Here is a 14,518-nt window from a genome sequence, read left to right as displayed (position 1 = left end):
CTTTGAACACAGGGGCGTGTGGTTTAAAAGACCGCGCGCCCCTTCTCTAGTTTTCTGCACCCTGTTGGCTGGTAGCAGGAAGGCAGACTAAAAGGTGGTCACGGGGCGGACCTGGTTGGCAAGGTCCACGAGGGCGTAGCGGTGGCGGCTAAACGGTGCCTGGCGGGCGAGGGCGCGGAGGGTCTCGGACAGGCCGGTGCGCAGGCCGCGTTGGGTGAAGGCGTATTCGAAAAGATCGTTGGGGGAGGCAGCGTGGGAAAGATCGGCGTTGCGCAGGAAGTTAAGGCCGGCGGAGATGACGGCGATCTTAATCTGGAGGAAGCGCGGCTCGTTGGTGGGGACCTCTTCGAGGCGTCGGGCAGCGCGGCGGATGCGGGACTCGGAGAGATCGTGGACGATGAGCTGAAGGATCGTCGTCAAGCGGGCCATGCGGTAATGCCGCGAGGCATTAGGAACCTTGTCTAGCACGGTGACGGCGACCTCCACCTCTCCCTCGGAGCGCAGCTGGCGGGCGAGGCCAAAGGAGGAGGACACGGTCGTGGGGTTGGTGGACCACACGATGCCGTAGAGGCGCATGGAGTTAAAGCGCAGGGCAGCTGGGTCTTGCGTGACGTGGTTCCAGATTTCCGGCTGGCCCTCAAAGGCGGAATTAGGGAGATCGGCCAAGGTGGAATGCATATTGGAACAGGCCCGGGCCACCCTGGGATCAATGAGCGAGATTTCGCTGTAGTCCAGTTGCTGCAGGATGAGCTCGTTGATGGCGGCGATGGCGAGCTTGGGTGCCGCCTCGCCCGGAAGGAGATCGAGGACGGCGGAGAAGTATTTCTGCGCGTCGCGGTAGTCATCGAGGAGCAGTTCCGTGATGCCGGCATACCACTGGAAGCGCCAGTCCCGGCCGAGGCGGTCCTCGATGGAGCTGAGCCACTGCCGCGCCTGGCCGGTATAGCCCAGGTCGATCATGGAGCGCACCACGCCGAGTGGGATTTCGGCCGAGTGCTCGTACTCGGGGGTCTGCATGGCCTGGCGGAGGGTTTCGAGGGCTTCTTGTGGCTCTGCGTAGGAAGCACCCTGCAGCAGGCCGGCGCCCACATCGTCGCGGTCCAGCAGCGGGGTGGGCAGGGCGGAGACAACCTCGGGGGCGGTGATCTGGACGGTGCGATCGATGCCGTCAATGAGCTGGTCGGTGCGAAAGACCAGGTGTTTGGTGCCAAAGGTGGTACGTTGCGGCGAAAAGAGCGAATGCTGGGAAGGATATTGCAGGCCGTCGCGGATGGCAATGACCTCGCGCAGCACGCCGTAGAGCTGGGTGCGCAGCTCCTTGATGGAGGTAAAACGGCGCTCCGGATCCGGGTCCGTGGCGCGCTGTAGCAGGCGGTATAAGGACAAGAAACGGCGCAGTTCCGGCTCCTCGGTGGGGGTGGGGATGCCTGGCAGGTAAACCCCGTCTTCAGTAGGCAGCTTGAGGCACAGCGAGGCTAAGGTACGGCCGATGGTGTAGATATCGCTGGCGATGGAAGGCCCCTCGGTGGCGACTTCCGGGGCCTGATAGCCCTTGGTGCCGTAGATATAGCCAAAGGCGCCGATGCCGGAGACCGCGCCCAAGTCAATGAGCTTGACCTGGTCCTCGGTGACGATGATGTTATCGGGCTTTAAGTCGTTATAGACCACCCCGCGCGAATGCAGGTACTCCAGCGCGGGCAGGACTTCCAGGATATAGGCGATGGCGATATCGACCGGCAGTAGCTTGTCCGCCTGCTTTTTCCGCCTGTTTTTAAGCGACGGCCCGCCGACGTACTCCATGACGATAAAGCCGCCGGGTACCCGGGGGTCATCGATGAAGTTGAAAATCTTGACGATGCCCGGGTGGGTAATATCCGCGAGGAACTCGCGTTCTGCCACCGCAGCGGCGGTTTCATCGGCCGATTTTTGGGCCTGCATACCTTTGAGAACCACCACTCTTCCAGAAACAAAGTGGTCATTGGCCAGGTAAATCCAGCCCATGCCGCCATGGGCGATGACGCCCAAGATTTCATATTGGCCGGCCACCATGTCACCGGGCTGCAACTGTGGTGGCGGGATCTTTTTACCGGAGGATTCCTCGTGTGGGTCGATCAGGGCGTCGGTCGGCTCGGAGGGGGTGATAAACGGCAGCCGCACCATGCCATCGGCCACGCGGCGCTCGGTGCGGTGGGTACCGCGGCGCTCGCGGAAGGTATCGAGTGCGCGGCGGCGCGAGCGCTGCGAGGAGTCCTCTTGGGCCTGCTGGGCGCGCTGCTGTTCGCGCTTAGCCCGGATATTGTCCAGGTCCGCCAAGAGGCTGGAAATATGGTCTGGGTCGATGGAACCATCGCCATCCTCGTCATCGTCTGCGAAGGGATCGAAGGCTACCGCGGAGGTGCCGGTCTCACCGTCTGCTTCATCCTCGTCAGCGAAGGGATCAAAGGCCACCGCCGCGGTTGCTTCCTCGTCTTCGTCCGCAAATGGGTCAAAAGCTACGGCTGCGGTGGCAGGGCCGTCGTCAGAGGGGGCATCGCCTAGCGCATCCGGCTCCTGCGCGGAATTGGTGGCATTGGTGGGCTGGCGGAAGGCACGCTGGGTATCAAGGTTTTCCGGCTCGATGTATTCGAGCTCATCATCGCTAAAGTTCGGGTTATGGCTCATGGTTTAGCCTCCTCCTCGATATACTTTCCGGCCGGCAGCGAGGGCTCTTCCAAGTAGGCACCGAGCCACTCTTCAAAAAGGGAAGACCACGTGCCATCGCGGCGTATGCGCTCTAGCGTGGAATTTATCTGGCGCAGCAGTGGGCGGGTGTCATTCTGCTTGCTGGGAAGGCGCACGGCCACGCCGTAGTTTTCGGTTTCCAGCGGTTCGCCCACGATGGAGGTATAGGAATCCTGGGCGGCCATGCCGGAGAGCAGGGCATCATCGACGACGATGCCATCGGCTTGGTTGAGCTGCAGTGCCATGAGGCAATCGCCCCAGGAACGGGTGACCAAGATATCGGCTTTAGGGGCGTGCTCGCGGATGGTATCGAGCGCGGTGGATTCGCCCACACCGCACAGCGTCTTCCCAGCGGTGTCCTTGATGGACTTGATGCCAGATTTGCTGAGCACCAGCATGCGGGTTTGGGTACGCATATAGGGGATGGAAAAGGCTACTTCACGCTCTCGTTCCGGGCTAATGGTCATGGTGCGCACAATCATGTCCACCGCGCCGGAATTGAGGGCATCGACGCGGTTGGAGGATTCCACGAAGCGGAAGTCCACCTTATTGGGATCACCAAAAATATCGCGGGCAACCTCGCGGGCGATATCTACCTCGAAGCCGCGTACTTCACCCGAGGCGGCATCGCGGTAACTCATCAAGTTATTGGAACGGTCCACACCCACGATGAGCCGGCCGCGCTTGACGATGTCCGGCACCCGTTCTTTCGCTTTCTTGTCATCTGGGCGGTAGCTGCCTTTAATGTCTTCACCAGAGGCGCGGTGCGCGGGGGTGGTTCCTGCCTTTTCAATCTTTGCCCCATCTGGCAGCGGCGGGCCCGGCTTTGCCTCAAGGGCCTGCTCGGCCGGCGCCTCTAGTGGCGGGGTAGAGCGGACATCGCAGGAAGCCAGAGGCAGCGCGGCGCAGACGCAGGCAAGCGAAGCGAGGACGAGGCGTGGGCGGCGCATTAGAGGTACTCCTGCAATCGGGGACGGATACCCAGCCACACGGCGATAATGGCGCATAAGGTCAGCAAGAATACGGCCGAGGACACCGCGGTCATGGCGGTCAGGCCGCGTTCCAGGTAGCTGCGCATAGCGACGCGCGCCTGACTGATGAGATCGGAGAGCTCCGCGTCGAGCTCGTCATAGGAACGCGCCGTGGTCATCTCACCGTCCTTGGGCTCGGTGGCCGTGGCCTGGTAGATGGCTTCATCATAGTCGCCGTCTTTCAGCGCGCCCATGAGCTTATCGTGGGTGCCACGCCACTGCTCGGCGGCCGCCCGGGCGCTGTGGATGAGTTCGGGGTCGGTGACCTCCACGTCCTCATCATTGAGGGCATCCTCATAATCCTGCAAGGCCATTTCGATGGAGTTAATCGAGCTGGAAAAGCGCACCATCGTATCCTCCTCGGAGGAGCGCAGGACCAGCGCCAGGGTTTCAGAGGTGCGCGCCTGCTGCGCCTCAATACGCGAGGCCGTCAGCGAATCCCATGGGCGCGAGGCTGTCTCAAAGCCCTGGTGGCCGGTGGACCAGGTAGCGAGGTTGGATAGTGCTACCCAAGAAATGGCCAGGAAGAGCAGCACGCTGGCCGTCAAAAAGCCACGATTAAAACGCCGGCGGGTCTGGCGCCACAGCCACCACTGGGCCACAACGAGGAAAAAGAGCGCGGCAAAGAGGCCGGAGAGCGGCACCCATTGCGGCGAGGTGAGCTTTTGTTGTTGCTGATTCACCTTGGCGGTGGTCAGCTGGAATAGCTCGGAGGCAGCCGGCAGAATACGCTCGCGCATGAGCGCCGAGGCATTGGACATATAGGAATTGGCCACCGCATTGCCCGCCCGGTGATTGGCGCGGGCCTTTTCCACCATCGCGGTATAAACGGGCAGCTCGCGTTGGATAAAGGTCACCAGCTCGCGCACCCGGCCATCCTCTTTGGTGGTGCCCAGCACGGATTCGGTAGCCGCCACTGAGGCGGCATCGATGGCCTCGTTATAGCTATCGCGGTTGCGCTCCGATTCCACGCCGGCCTGCACAAAGCCGGTGGTGGCCACGGTATCGGCCACTGAGAGCGAACTATAAAGGTGGTGTGCCGCGTTCGACATCGGCTCGGTGGTGGTCAGCAGCTCGTCTAGGTCGGAGTGGCGGGCGGCGGAAGACTGGGACATCGATAAGCCGGCGGCGCCTAGGGCAACGGTGAGAATGAGCGTGACCGTAAAAAGCTTGCCCGGGGTGGTGGAGGCGAAGTAGTAGAAGCGGCGCAGCAGGCGCGCCGGGCCCGCGAACCATTCCATGGCGCGGGTGCTGAGCCCGCTGAAGGCCGGGCCGGTGGGCGCGGTGACCTCATCGAGCCAGTGATCGCTCGGGTGAGCGTGCTCGTCGTGCACGCTTTCTGCCCGGACTGCCTGCTCGGTCATTCACTTAGAATAGCGCCCGCAGTGTGCTGGGCGCCACCATATTCCCGCGTGTGTGGCTAGGATAGGCAGCATGCATAACCCTCACAGTGGAGACGGCTGGGCGGCAGGCCCCGGCGGCATTCGCGTCTGGGGAAAATTTGGTGCCGCCGGCCTGTTCCTCGTCGCCGGGCGCAAGGTGCTCCTCCAGCACCGCGCCGCGTGGACCAATCACGGCGATACCTGGGGGATTCCGGGTGGCGCTCGCGATTTTACGGAGACGCCCACCCAGGCCGCGCTGCGTGAAACCCATGAAGAATGTGCGATTGCACCCCAGGACGTAGAGGTGCTCGATGCGCGAGTAACGGCCGGGCCTTATCCCGCGGCGGGGGATCTGCCGGGGGAGTGGACCTACACCACCGTCCTAGCACGCACGCGCACCGGCGCCCCGCTTCCTACTACAGCTAATGAAGAGTCCTATGAGCTGCGCTGGGTGCCTTTTGAAGAGGTAGAAAGTCTCCCCCTTCTGGCCGCCTTCCGCCACGCCTTTCCCACCCTGCGGGAGAGCGTGGAGGCATTAAACAGGTAAAGTTGCCGGATTTATGGCACGCTAGTGCCATGATCGAAGTAGAAGGACTGACTAAACAATATAAGTCTGTCCGCGCCGTTGATGATCTCACCTTTCAGGTAAAACCCGGCATGGTCACCGGGTTCCTGGGTCCCAATGGCGCGGGCAAATCCACCACCATGCGCATGATCCTGGGCTTGGACACGCCGACGGCCGGCAGGACGCGCATCAACGGCAAGCGCTACCACGAGCTGAAGGAACCCCTGCGTGAGGTAGGCGCCTTGCTCGATGCCAAAGCGGTGCACCGCAACCGCAGCGCCGCCAACCATCTGAAATGGATTGCGCAGTCCAACGGCATTTCTACTTCTCGCGTTGATGAGGTCTTGGGGCTGGTAGGGCTTTCCGACGTCGCCGGTAAGAAGGTCGGCGGCTTCTCCCTCGGCATGGGTCAGCGCTTGGGCCTAGCCGGCGCGCTGCTCGGTGACCCCGGCATCCTCATCCTGGATGAGCCGGTCAACGGCCTCGACCCAGAGGGCATTCGCTGGGTCCGCCAGCTCGTGCGCGCCCTGGCCGATGAGGGCCGCACCATTTTGATTTCCTCCCACCTGCTCTCGGAGATGTCTCAGACCGCCGATCACCTGGTGGTCATTGGTAAGGGCCGCTTGGTGGCTGACCAGCCCACCTATGACTTTGTGAAGGACCACTCGCAGTCCTCTGTGCTGGTGCGCTCCGACCATCTCGATGCCTTTAGCTCCGCGCTGCGCTCTGAGGGCATCGCCTTTACCGAGTCCACCGACGAGGAAGGCCGCCCCCGCCTGGTGATTTCCAACCAGACCACGGACTTCGTGGGCCAGCTGGCCTACTCCACCGGGGTGCCGCTTAATGAGCTCAGCCTCAAGCGCGCCTCCTTGGAGGACGCTTTTATGGAGCTTACTGGCGACGCCGTCCAGTACCACGGCTCCACCGGCGCCCCCAACCCCGGAACCGCTGGCGCCGCCACTCCGTTCGCTCGACCCACCCAGCAGGAGGTTTAATTCGCCATGCTGAATACCTTGAAGTCCGAATGGACCAAGCTGCACACCACCCGCTCCTTCTGGTGGACCACCTTCATCTTCCTCTTCTTTGCCTGGGGTTGGGCCATCCTCAATGCTCGTTTGACTAAGCCGGCAGAAACCCCTGAAGAGGCAGCGATGGGCATGGGGGTTATCACCTCGGATGGCGCGGTGTCCTTCCTGTTGTTCCTCGGCCTGCCCGTGCTCATGATCCAGGCCATCATGATCGTGACCACCGAGTACCGCTATGGCACGCAAACCATCACGTTTATGGCTACCCCGCGCCGTTGGTCGGTGGCTTTGGTCAAGCTGCTCATGTACGCGGTTATCGCAGCCGCGCTGACCTTTATCGCTGTGGCGGGCGCCTACCTGCTCACCGAGCTTTTTGCCCACGATGAGGTAGCCGCGCAATTCCACCCTTGGGACGATGAGATGGGCAAAAAGCAGCTGTGGAAGTATCCCCTAGCCGCCGCGCTCCTTGTCCTCTTCGCACAAGGCCTAGGACTGCTGCTGCGCTCGACGGCTGGTGCCGTGGCTATCGGCCTCATCCTCTTCCTTGGCGTGGACAATCTCGTAGCCACCATCCCCAAAGTCGGCAGCAAGCTGGTGAACTACATGCCGTTTAAGTCTTTCCAGTCGTGGCTGCTGGAAATGGAACCGGTTGATGCTCCGTGGAAGGAAAACTGGGGATTCTGCCTGGTATTTATTGCCTGGGCCGTTATCCTGTGGGGCCTCGGTGTCATCTTGCTACAAAAGCGCGACGCCTAAACACCCACCCATATAACGCCTCACCGCTCCGGCCGGCAGTTCATTCGCTGCCTACCGGGGCGGTTGCTTGTCTCCAAAACGGTTTTCTTTTGAGGCTGGTGGCTAAGCCTAGAAGTTCGTCTGGGTTATCTGCGGGACGCTGTTAAGAAAGTGCCCTCTGTGCTGCGCGCACGAGGCGGGCGAGCGTGGCGGCGTCTAGCGCGTACTCGTAGTCTCCATCTTCCCCATGGGCGTTGATGAATAGGGTACCTGTCGATGACAGCGAATCCTGACCGATTTTGGGCGCGCCCCGCATCAGTGGGGATACCCCACCCTCCTATGCCGCTCGTTAGAGTATGGATAGGAGGGTTCTTTTATCCCTTAACCCAAGAAGCATGTTTGAACACATTGTGCATGTGTCGACGAAATTACAGGTGAAGTGACTATAAATAGAAAAGACGAAGCATCCGAATTTTCGTATGAAGAATTGGCACGATGGGCTGAATCAAGAGAGTTCTTTGGCGCACTGAAGTCTTCCTCCAAGTCAACGAAATCGGACGAGACTGCACTACACAAAGCACAAGATATACTCCGTAAGCAGCGTAAGAGTCCCTAGGTGCGGTGGTGACCGGCTAGGGATTCTTTTTCTAGTGCTGTGATGTCTATGGAGTTTTTGGACACGGAGTCTAATGGATTTTTGGACGGGGAGTCCAGATAGTTTTTGGTCACGGAGTCCAAAGACTTCCTTGTCGTGATGTCTCAAGACTTTTTGGACAGTCGGTGGGTTGGAATACCAAGATGGCTATTTCAACCCATCTCCGCAAGAAAATAGCGGACTTCGACCCAGTAAGAGACGGACGAACCGTCACCCAATTCTGCAAGGATATTGGCGTATCTCGCCAAACCTATGCCAACATCAAACGCCGCGTTGAACAACGCGGCCGTGCAGGCATCCTGCCTGACTCCACCGCCCCGCATTCCCCAGCCAGAATCTACGATGATCACCTTCGTCAGAAAGTCATCACAGCTCGATCAGTGCTCAAGGCCCAGGGACGTGACTATGGCCCGTGGTCAATCTATTACTACCTCATTGATGACCTTGGTTTAGAGCACCCACCGGCACGGTCTACGATTGCGCTTTGGCTCCACGAAGCTGGTGTTGCTGAGGCCAATGCCCGTAAACGTCCTCGTAAAAGCTATAAACTCTGGGCACGCGATAAGGTCGATGAGCTGTGGCAACTCGACGGGTTTGTCTACCGACTCTTTGACACTCCACATACCCAGATCACTATCTACCAGCTGGTTGATGATGCCAGCCGGTTTGATCTGGGCTCACAAGCCTTCGCCGCCAAAGAAAACGGATTCGATGCTCGCACTACCTTGGCCGCAGCAATAGAAACGTATGGTCGCCCGCAGGAACTTTTGACCGATAACGGTGAAGCTTTTGCCACCTATCACCGGGGCCGATTGTCCGATACCGAGCGCTGGCTCGCCGCCCAAGGTATCTGGTCCATTGCAGGTTTTGGCCCGCAAACCCAAGGCAAAGATGAACGCTCGCATCAAACCATGACCAAGTTTCTCGATGCACGCCAACCTACGACACTTCAGCACGTCCAACAGCTGTTGGACGACTACCGCGAGTTTTACAACACCAGGCGCCGCCATCAAGGCCTGTTAGTCGGCAAAATGCACATCACTCCAGCCCAAGCCCGTGAGCACTTCGCCCACGCTCAATCCCCAACACAACCCATTGACCCGGATATGCTGTGGGCCAAGATTGTGAAGTCATACCGGGATACACACTCAGAAAGCGCGATACACCACGAGCATCGTATCGAGAATGGGGTTAAAGAGGCGATGGCGCCGGTTGTGGGAGAAGTTGCAGCTTCTCCCACAACCATCGATGACGATAACGAACCAATCCAGCAAGAATCATCTCCTACCGTCAGTCCCACCGTAGACGGTCTATCCGCCCAGTCAAGCAACGCCTGGGGTATCCCCGACACACTGTGGATCAACAAAAGCGGAGTGGTGCGCATCCTGGGCTATGGATTCTATGTAGGACTCCGGTTTAAAAACCGGCTCATATACAGCCACGTTACCGATGACACCGCTGAGTTCTTCACTGATCATGATGGTGAAGCACTGTTTTCATTCCCACTGCCCATCAAGCTACTTGAGCGTCCAGCCGGCGGACAGATCAACATCGGGCATGTCGAAGGAATGTGGCACCGCCGACCACCAGAGATCAAACCAATCCTGTCGCGTCCGCGCCCGTCGAGACGAAAGAAACCATAACCGGTAAGACGAGCTAGAGACTGTCCAAAAACACCAAAGACTCCCTGCCCAAAAAGCAGGGAGACTCCACGTCCAAAAAGTCATTGGACTCCTAGCCCAAAAAGTTACTGGACTCCGTGTCCAAAAAGTCCATGGACATAACATTCTTTTTCTAGTGCGGCAATAGCTCTTAGATTAGTGGAGAGTGTCTAGTGGCTTTAGCCGAGAACCGGAGACTGCTAGCGGCACGCGACTCATTTTCTTTGTGTTGAGAAGAGAGCGGCTTCCTTGTCGTGTGACTTTTGCCATATTGGTTTAAACTCTGCCAGCAGGGGAAAGCGAGTACCCGTTGAAGGCGCGGGCATTTACCGGGGTGCGCCACAACCTGAGGGATGTCGGTGAGGCGTTGCGTATCGCCGGTCTCCTTTTGGACCCCATCCTGGGCGGGGATCCTGCCACCGCGGCTGGGGTGTGGGACCCTGTCAGCCTTGCCTGGCGGTAGGCGACGTCTCCTGCCGGCCACCGGTGCCCGGGGAGTGGGGCGGGCATGACCCGCGGTGTGTTATCGCTGGCGGATTTTCTCGGCCTGCGCCTGGACCATGCCGGTGAAATCTTCAGATGCGACTTCGGGGGAGCCGGAGACGGTGTAGGTGGCCCCGTCGATCTCGACGTAGGCGATGCGGCTGACGGAGCCGTTGTCACCGGAAAGGGGGGAGGAGGACTGCGTCAGGGTCACCTCAGCGGCGGTGACGGAGTCGGCGCCGTCGACGCGAAGCTCCATGGGTGCCGCAGTATAGGACGTGGATCCGCCGGCGAGGGCCCTAGTGATCGACTCGCATACCGACACGTCACGGGGGTGGTTCAACAGCTGCGGGTCGGATGAGACGGCGACGCTGAGTGTCGCGTCAGTGGACTCGTTGGTGAAGTCGCGGGCCGCGATAGCGTCGGGGTTCTGAACGATTTTGGAGATGTAGGTCACGCCGGTGGGGATTAAGGCGGCGCATTCGGCCGGGTCGGCGGTGACTTCCTGGGCCATAGAGACCATGTCCTGGTTGATGCCGGGGCTTTCGGCTTCCTGGTCCTGGATCATCTGGTTGATGCTGTCCATGGTGTAGCCCTGCGGGGCGGCGGTGTCGTCGACGACGGTGGTGTGGGGGTCGACGGGGCCCTTGTCGACTGTCGGGGAGGCAGAGACCCCGGTGGCGGGGTTGTCCCCGGTGTCCTGGTTGGTGGAGCAGGCGCCGACGGTGGTGCAGGCGGCGGCGAGGGCGAGGGCGGGCACTATGCGTCGGTTCATGCACACACAGTAACAAACACCCCGGTCATGCCCCCTGGCTGGCTGGGGATCGGAGGTGTGCGGGGCGAACATGTGTCGGGTCCCGCCGCCATGAATTCCGGTGCGGGGACACGTGGGGTGAGTTACCATTGCCGCATGCTGTCGCTTTACGAGGAATTTCCCGACGACCCTGTTACGCAAAGGAGCGCTAAGGAAGAGGAAGTCGAGTTCCACTTCATCGTCTCCTCGGTGCCGGAAAAGGAGGTCGTGGGTGACGACTACGCCAAAGATAATCTCAAACTCCAACTTATGCTTATGCCTGGTGTAGCTCTCCGGCTACTTCCCGACGGGGAAGTAATCACCGGGGAGATCAATGTGTGTTACCCGCACCTGTTTCACACCCGGCAGGGAAAGACGCTCTGGGATCCGCGGGAAATCGCCGATCTGGAGCCGTTCAAGGTGTATCGCGCGCGGGGTAGCTACTTCTTTTCCGATATCAGGAAGGAACCCTACGTCACCATTTGGGAAATGCTTGACCCGCTGCCCGACCCAGAGATGGAAGAACTCTCGGCCAAGACCGCCGAACCGGTGATCCTGGAGGCCAATATCGGACAACTGGTCCTTGACCGGAAGTTCTCGACTTTCGAGGGTAAAGCGGACGACCTCGGCGTCAAGGTCAGTGTGTGGTACGAGGGGCCGGAACTGCTCCTCGCGGGCCAGGGGAACATGGCAAAGAAGTTCAAGTCGGCGCTGAACTTCATCAACAACGTCCTCTCCCAGGAGTACCTCGATAACGCGCGCATGCTGGGGGCCGAAAAAGCGCTTCCGGCCGCGAACCGGTGGCGCCACGATGTGGCCGAGGCGGAAGGGAGGCCGACACCCGCCCCGAAACTCGGGGTGGAGGACGTCTACGCCAAGCTGACTCCGACTGAGGTGAGCATTCCCCACAGGGGAAACGTTGGTGTCGAGTTCGACGACGGGTACATGTTCGGTGGGCACCCTGTGACGGTGAAGACGAAGAGGGACGGAACTCCCACCTCGATCGAGATGGACGTCTAAGATGACGGTTTTGTTGGTTGATCGGCTCGGGATATAGATCTACAGGGATATAGTTATAAGCCACCTGGGAAAATCGATAAACCCGCAGGTTGAAGTGCCTTCGGATGGGTAAATATGCGCAGTCTTCGCTGAAGCCGTTGCAGCCAGTACCCGCTTTACTGCAGCGCGGAGGTAAGGCGCATGACATTATCCACGTAGCGGCGGATGAAGCCGCGCTCATTCCATTCCTCAAGGGTCAGTTCGTGGCATACGGCGCGGTAATTGGCCACGAGCTGGTTGAATTGGTCAATGAGGTCACCCTTGGCCACCAACATGGTGGATTCATAGTTCAGGCCGAACGAGCGGGGGTCCATATTGGAGGAGCCAAACATGCACAGTGGATCGCGGCCGGGGTCATCCGGGTCGGTGATGATGAACTTGGAGTGCAGCACAAAGGGGTAGGGGAATTGGTAGATGTGCACGCCCGCCTCCAGCAGCGCCTGGTAGTAGGAGGATTGAGCATGGTTGACCATAAACTGGTCCGCCTTTGCCGATACATAAAGCTCCACGTCCACGCCGCGGTAGCAGGCGGTGGTCACGGCCTCCAGTAGGGATTCATCCGGGACGAAGTAGGGCGAGCACAGTACCAGCCGGTCCTTGGCGTGGTGTACCAGGGAGTTGAACATGCGCAGGTTGGGCTCAGTGGTGTAACCCGGCCCGGAGGGGATTATCTGGAGGTGGTTGGCGTCGGCAGTCTGGGCGTCGTCATATGGCAGCTCATCCAGTGGCAGGTTCTCTTCTGCCTCGAGGTACCAATCCACGGCGAAGATTGCGGACATGGAGGTCACAATCGGGCCGGAAAGCTCCACCATGTAGTCAATCCAGTAGCGGTCCTTGGTCTTGTACTGGCGCTTAATCATATTCAGCGAGCCAATAAAGCCCACCTTGCCATCGATGATGACCAGCTTGCGGTGATTGCGCAGGTCAGGGCGGCGGAAGCGGCCCTTGTGCAGCTGGATGGGTAGCATGAGATGCCAGTCGACGCCTATCTCCGTTAGCCGCTTGCCCAGCTTTAAGTAGCCCTTGTACTTGAAGCTGCCGATCTGATCCAAGAGCAAGCGCACCTTTACACCTCGGGCGGTAGCCCTGCGCAGCGACTCAAAGAAGACGTCTGTGGTCTCATCCCAGGACTGGATGTAGATCTCGATGGATACGTACTTCTCGGCGCGGTCAATAGCGGCGGCAATGGCGCGAATGGACTCGTCATAATCCGCGTGCAGGCCCAGGTTGTGGCCCACCAATGCTGGGAACCCAGTCAGCTCGCGGTTAAGCCGAATAACCGACTCTACTTCCGCCGAAAGGAGGCCCTGCGGATGATCCGGGGTGCGGGCTGTGACGTTTTCAATCTTCTCATTGGCTTCTTGCTGGATGCGGTGGCGACGCCGGTTGATATACGGCGAGCCCATGAGCAAAAACAGCGGCAGGCCGATAAACGGCAGCACCAGAATTGCCAGCAGCCACGCGGTCGAACTGGAAGGTCGGCGGCCTTCGGGCACGAAGCCAACGGCAATGATCTTGATGCCGTAATCAAGGATCAGGAATACGAGCTGCCAGAAGCTGAGATCAAGAGACCAAGACATTTAACGCACGGAATTGAAATCGGGCAGATTGTAATCTGCGAGAAGCGGACAGTGATCGGAGGTTTTATCGCCGGCGCGCTCGACCATGTCTACTTGCGCGCCGGTCACGTGCTGGGCAAGCGGGGCTGAAGCCAACTGGAAGTCGATGCGCATGCCCTCGTTCTTTTGGAAGCGCATGCCCTTGTAATCGAAGTAGGTATAGCGCTGGTCCTCCGTGAACCGGCGAGTAACCTCCTCGAGGCCTGCTTCTTCCAGCATCTGGAATGCGGCGCGCTCTGGTTCGGTGACATGCGTCTTGCCACGGAAGGCCTCTATATCCCACACGTCTTCATCGCGCGGGGCAATATTGAAATCACCGCTCATAAGCAATTTGGACTGCGCATGATTTTCCGCATAGCGCGCCAAGTGATAGAGAAAGTCCAGCTTGTAGTCATAATGGCGATCCGTGATCTCGCGGCCGTTGGGCACGTAGAGAGACCAGATTTCTACGCCACGGAGGCGAGCCCCTAGTGCTCGGGCCTCACGGTCCTGCGGCTTTTCCGGATCCTTGGCAAAGCCCGGCTGGGCCGGAAAGCCGACCAAGACCTCCTCGGGCTCTTCCTTGGACACAATGGCCACGCCGTTCCACTGGTTGAGCCCGTGGCAGGTGACATGGAGGCCCGCATCCTCGAAGACCTCGCGTGGAAACTTATCGTCTTTCACCTTAGTTTCTTGCAGGCACAAAACGTCGATGTCGTGCTTGGAGATAAGGTTCAGCGCCCGCTGTGTGCGGGTACGGACGGAGTTAATATTCCACGTGGCGATGCGCATGCCACATAGGTTACCTGG

At 59.7% G+C, this 14,518-nt stretch carries 11 protein-coding genes; 5 read left to right on the top strand and 6 right to left on the bottom strand.

The features are described 5' to 3' along the window. Positions 1-87: 87 nt before the first annotated feature. Genes ACLI1L_RS11355 through ACLI1L_RS11345 form a run of 3 tightly spaced genes read right to left on the bottom strand, consistent with a single transcriptional unit; the run spans position 88 to position 5,116 of the window. Positions 88-2,661 carry a serine/threonine protein kinase gene (locus ACLI1L_RS11355; protein WP_394285957.1) on the bottom strand — a complete coding sequence of 858 codons (2,574 nt, stop codon included), beginning with the start codon at positions 2,659-2,661 and terminating at the stop codon, positions 88-90. After that, a complete protein-coding gene (locus ACLI1L_RS11350; RefSeq protein WP_394285958.1) occupies positions 2,658-3,671 on the bottom strand; it encodes a glutamate ABC transporter substrate-binding protein in 1,014 nt (337 codons plus the stop codon). Before ACLI1L_RS11350 ends, ACLI1L_RS11355 begins: the two co-directional genes overlap by 4 nt. Beyond that, positions 3,671-5,116: a hypothetical protein gene (locus ACLI1L_RS11345; protein ID WP_411707593.1), complete on the bottom strand. Its 1,446-nt coding sequence runs from the start codon at positions 5,114-5,116 to the stop codon at positions 3,671-3,673. The genes ACLI1L_RS11350 and ACLI1L_RS11345 overlap by 1 nt, the downstream gene beginning before the upstream one ends. Positions 5,117-5,186: 70 nt before the next feature. On the opposite strand from ACLI1L_RS11345, the gene ACLI1L_RS11340 reads away from it, so the two are divergent. From ACLI1L_RS11340 to ACLI1L_RS11325, 4 genes are all read left to right on the top strand, one after another. Next, positions 5,187-5,681 carry an NUDIX domain-containing protein gene (locus ACLI1L_RS11340; protein ID WP_005329848.1) on the top strand — a complete coding sequence of 165 codons (495 nt, stop codon included), beginning with the start codon at positions 5,187-5,189 and terminating at the stop codon, positions 5,679-5,681. Positions 5,682-5,710: 29 nt separating this feature from the next. Beyond that, positions 5,711-6,694, top strand: a complete 984-nt coding sequence (locus ACLI1L_RS11335) for an ABC transporter ATP-binding protein (RefSeq protein WP_411707592.1) — start codon at positions 5,711-5,713, stop codon at positions 6,692-6,694. 6 nt (positions 6,695-6,700) lie between these two features. Then, positions 6,701-7,480 (top strand): ABC transporter permease subunit, encoded by a 780-nt coding sequence (locus ACLI1L_RS11330; protein ID WP_411707591.1) that lies wholly within the window; start codon positions 6,701-6,703, stop codon positions 7,478-7,480. Positions 7,481-8,257: 777 nt separating this feature from the next. Next, positions 8,258-9,757 carry an integrase core domain-containing protein gene (locus ACLI1L_RS11325; RefSeq protein WP_411707371.1) on the top strand — a complete coding sequence of 500 codons (1,500 nt, stop codon included), beginning with the start codon at positions 8,258-8,260 and terminating at the stop codon, positions 9,755-9,757. A gap of 541 nt (positions 9,758-10,298) precedes the next feature. Here the strand turns inward: ACLI1L_RS11325 and ACLI1L_RS11320 are convergent. Then, positions 10,299-11,033 (bottom strand): hypothetical protein, encoded by a 735-nt coding sequence (locus tag ACLI1L_RS11320; RefSeq protein WP_411707590.1) that lies wholly within the window; start codon positions 11,031-11,033, stop codon positions 10,299-10,301. A 135-nt stretch (positions 11,034-11,168) separates the two neighbouring features. Here ACLI1L_RS11320 and ACLI1L_RS11315 point away from each other — a divergent pair, with 135 nt between their 5' ends. Further along, entirely contained in the window at positions 11,169-12,071 is a 903-nt protein-coding gene (locus ACLI1L_RS11315) for a DUF2262 domain-containing protein (protein WP_411707589.1), read from the top strand. A gap of 155 nt (positions 12,072-12,226) precedes the next feature. On the opposite strand, the gene cls is transcribed toward ACLI1L_RS11315, so the two are convergent. Beyond that, positions 12,227-13,690, bottom strand: coding sequence for a cardiolipin synthase (gene cls, locus ACLI1L_RS11310; RefSeq protein ID WP_411707588.1), 1,464 nt, complete (start codon positions 13,688-13,690; stop codon positions 12,227-12,229). Continuing rightward, a complete protein-coding gene (locus ACLI1L_RS11305) occupies positions 13,691-14,500 on the bottom strand; it encodes an exodeoxyribonuclease III (protein WP_200435704.1) in 810 nt (269 codons plus the stop codon). Positions 14,501-14,518 lie beyond the last annotated feature (18 nt).

The organism is Corynebacterium sp. LaCa117, assembly GCF_046717765.1.
Lineage (GTDB): Bacteria > Actinomycetota > Actinomycetes > Mycobacteriales > Mycobacteriaceae > Corynebacterium > Corynebacterium kefirresidentii.
The sequence above is the reverse complement of the archived record's forward strand: the minus strand, read 5'-3'. Positions and strand labels throughout refer to the sequence as shown.

What these genes read in the sequence shown, in the direction of transcription:
- ACLI1L_RS11355 (WP_394285957.1), bottom strand. Translation starts at nt 2,661, where the DNA reads ATGAGCCATAACCCGAACTTTAGCGATGATGAGCTCGAATACATCGAG.
- ACLI1L_RS11350 (WP_394285958.1), bottom strand. Translation starts at nt 3,671, where the DNA reads ATGCGCCGCCCACGCCTCGTCCTCGCTTCGCTTGCCTGCGTCTGCGCC.
- ACLI1L_RS11345 (WP_411707593.1), bottom strand. Translation starts at nt 5,116, where the DNA reads ATGACCGAGCAGGCAGTCCGGGCAGAAAGCGTGCACGACGAGCACGCT.
- ACLI1L_RS11340 (WP_005329848.1), top strand. Translation starts at nt 5,187, where the DNA reads ATGCATAACCCTCACAGTGGAGACGGCTGGGCGGCAGGCCCCGGCGGC.
- ACLI1L_RS11335 (WP_411707592.1), top strand. Translation starts at nt 5,711, where the DNA reads ATGATCGAAGTAGAAGGACTGACTAAACAATATAAGTCTGTCCGCGCC.
- ACLI1L_RS11330 (WP_411707591.1), top strand. Translation starts at nt 6,701, where the DNA reads ATGCTGAATACCTTGAAGTCCGAATGGACCAAGCTGCACACCACCCGC.
- ACLI1L_RS11325 (WP_411707371.1), top strand. Translation starts at nt 8,258, where the DNA reads ATGGCTATTTCAACCCATCTCCGCAAGAAAATAGCGGACTTCGACCCA.
- ACLI1L_RS11320 (WP_411707590.1), bottom strand. Translation starts at nt 11,033, where the DNA reads ATGAACCGACGCATAGTGCCCGCCCTCGCCCTCGCCGCCGCCTGCACC.
- ACLI1L_RS11315 (WP_411707589.1), top strand. Translation starts at nt 11,169, where the DNA reads ATGCTGTCGCTTTACGAGGAATTTCCCGACGACCCTGTTACGCAAAGG.
- cls (WP_411707588.1), bottom strand. Translation starts at nt 13,690, where the DNA reads ATGTCTTGGTCTCTTGATCTCAGCTTCTGGCAGCTCGTATTCCTGATC.
- ACLI1L_RS11305 (WP_200435704.1), bottom strand. Translation starts at nt 14,500, where the DNA reads ATGCGCATCGCCACGTGGAATATTAACTCCGTCCGTACCCGCACACAG.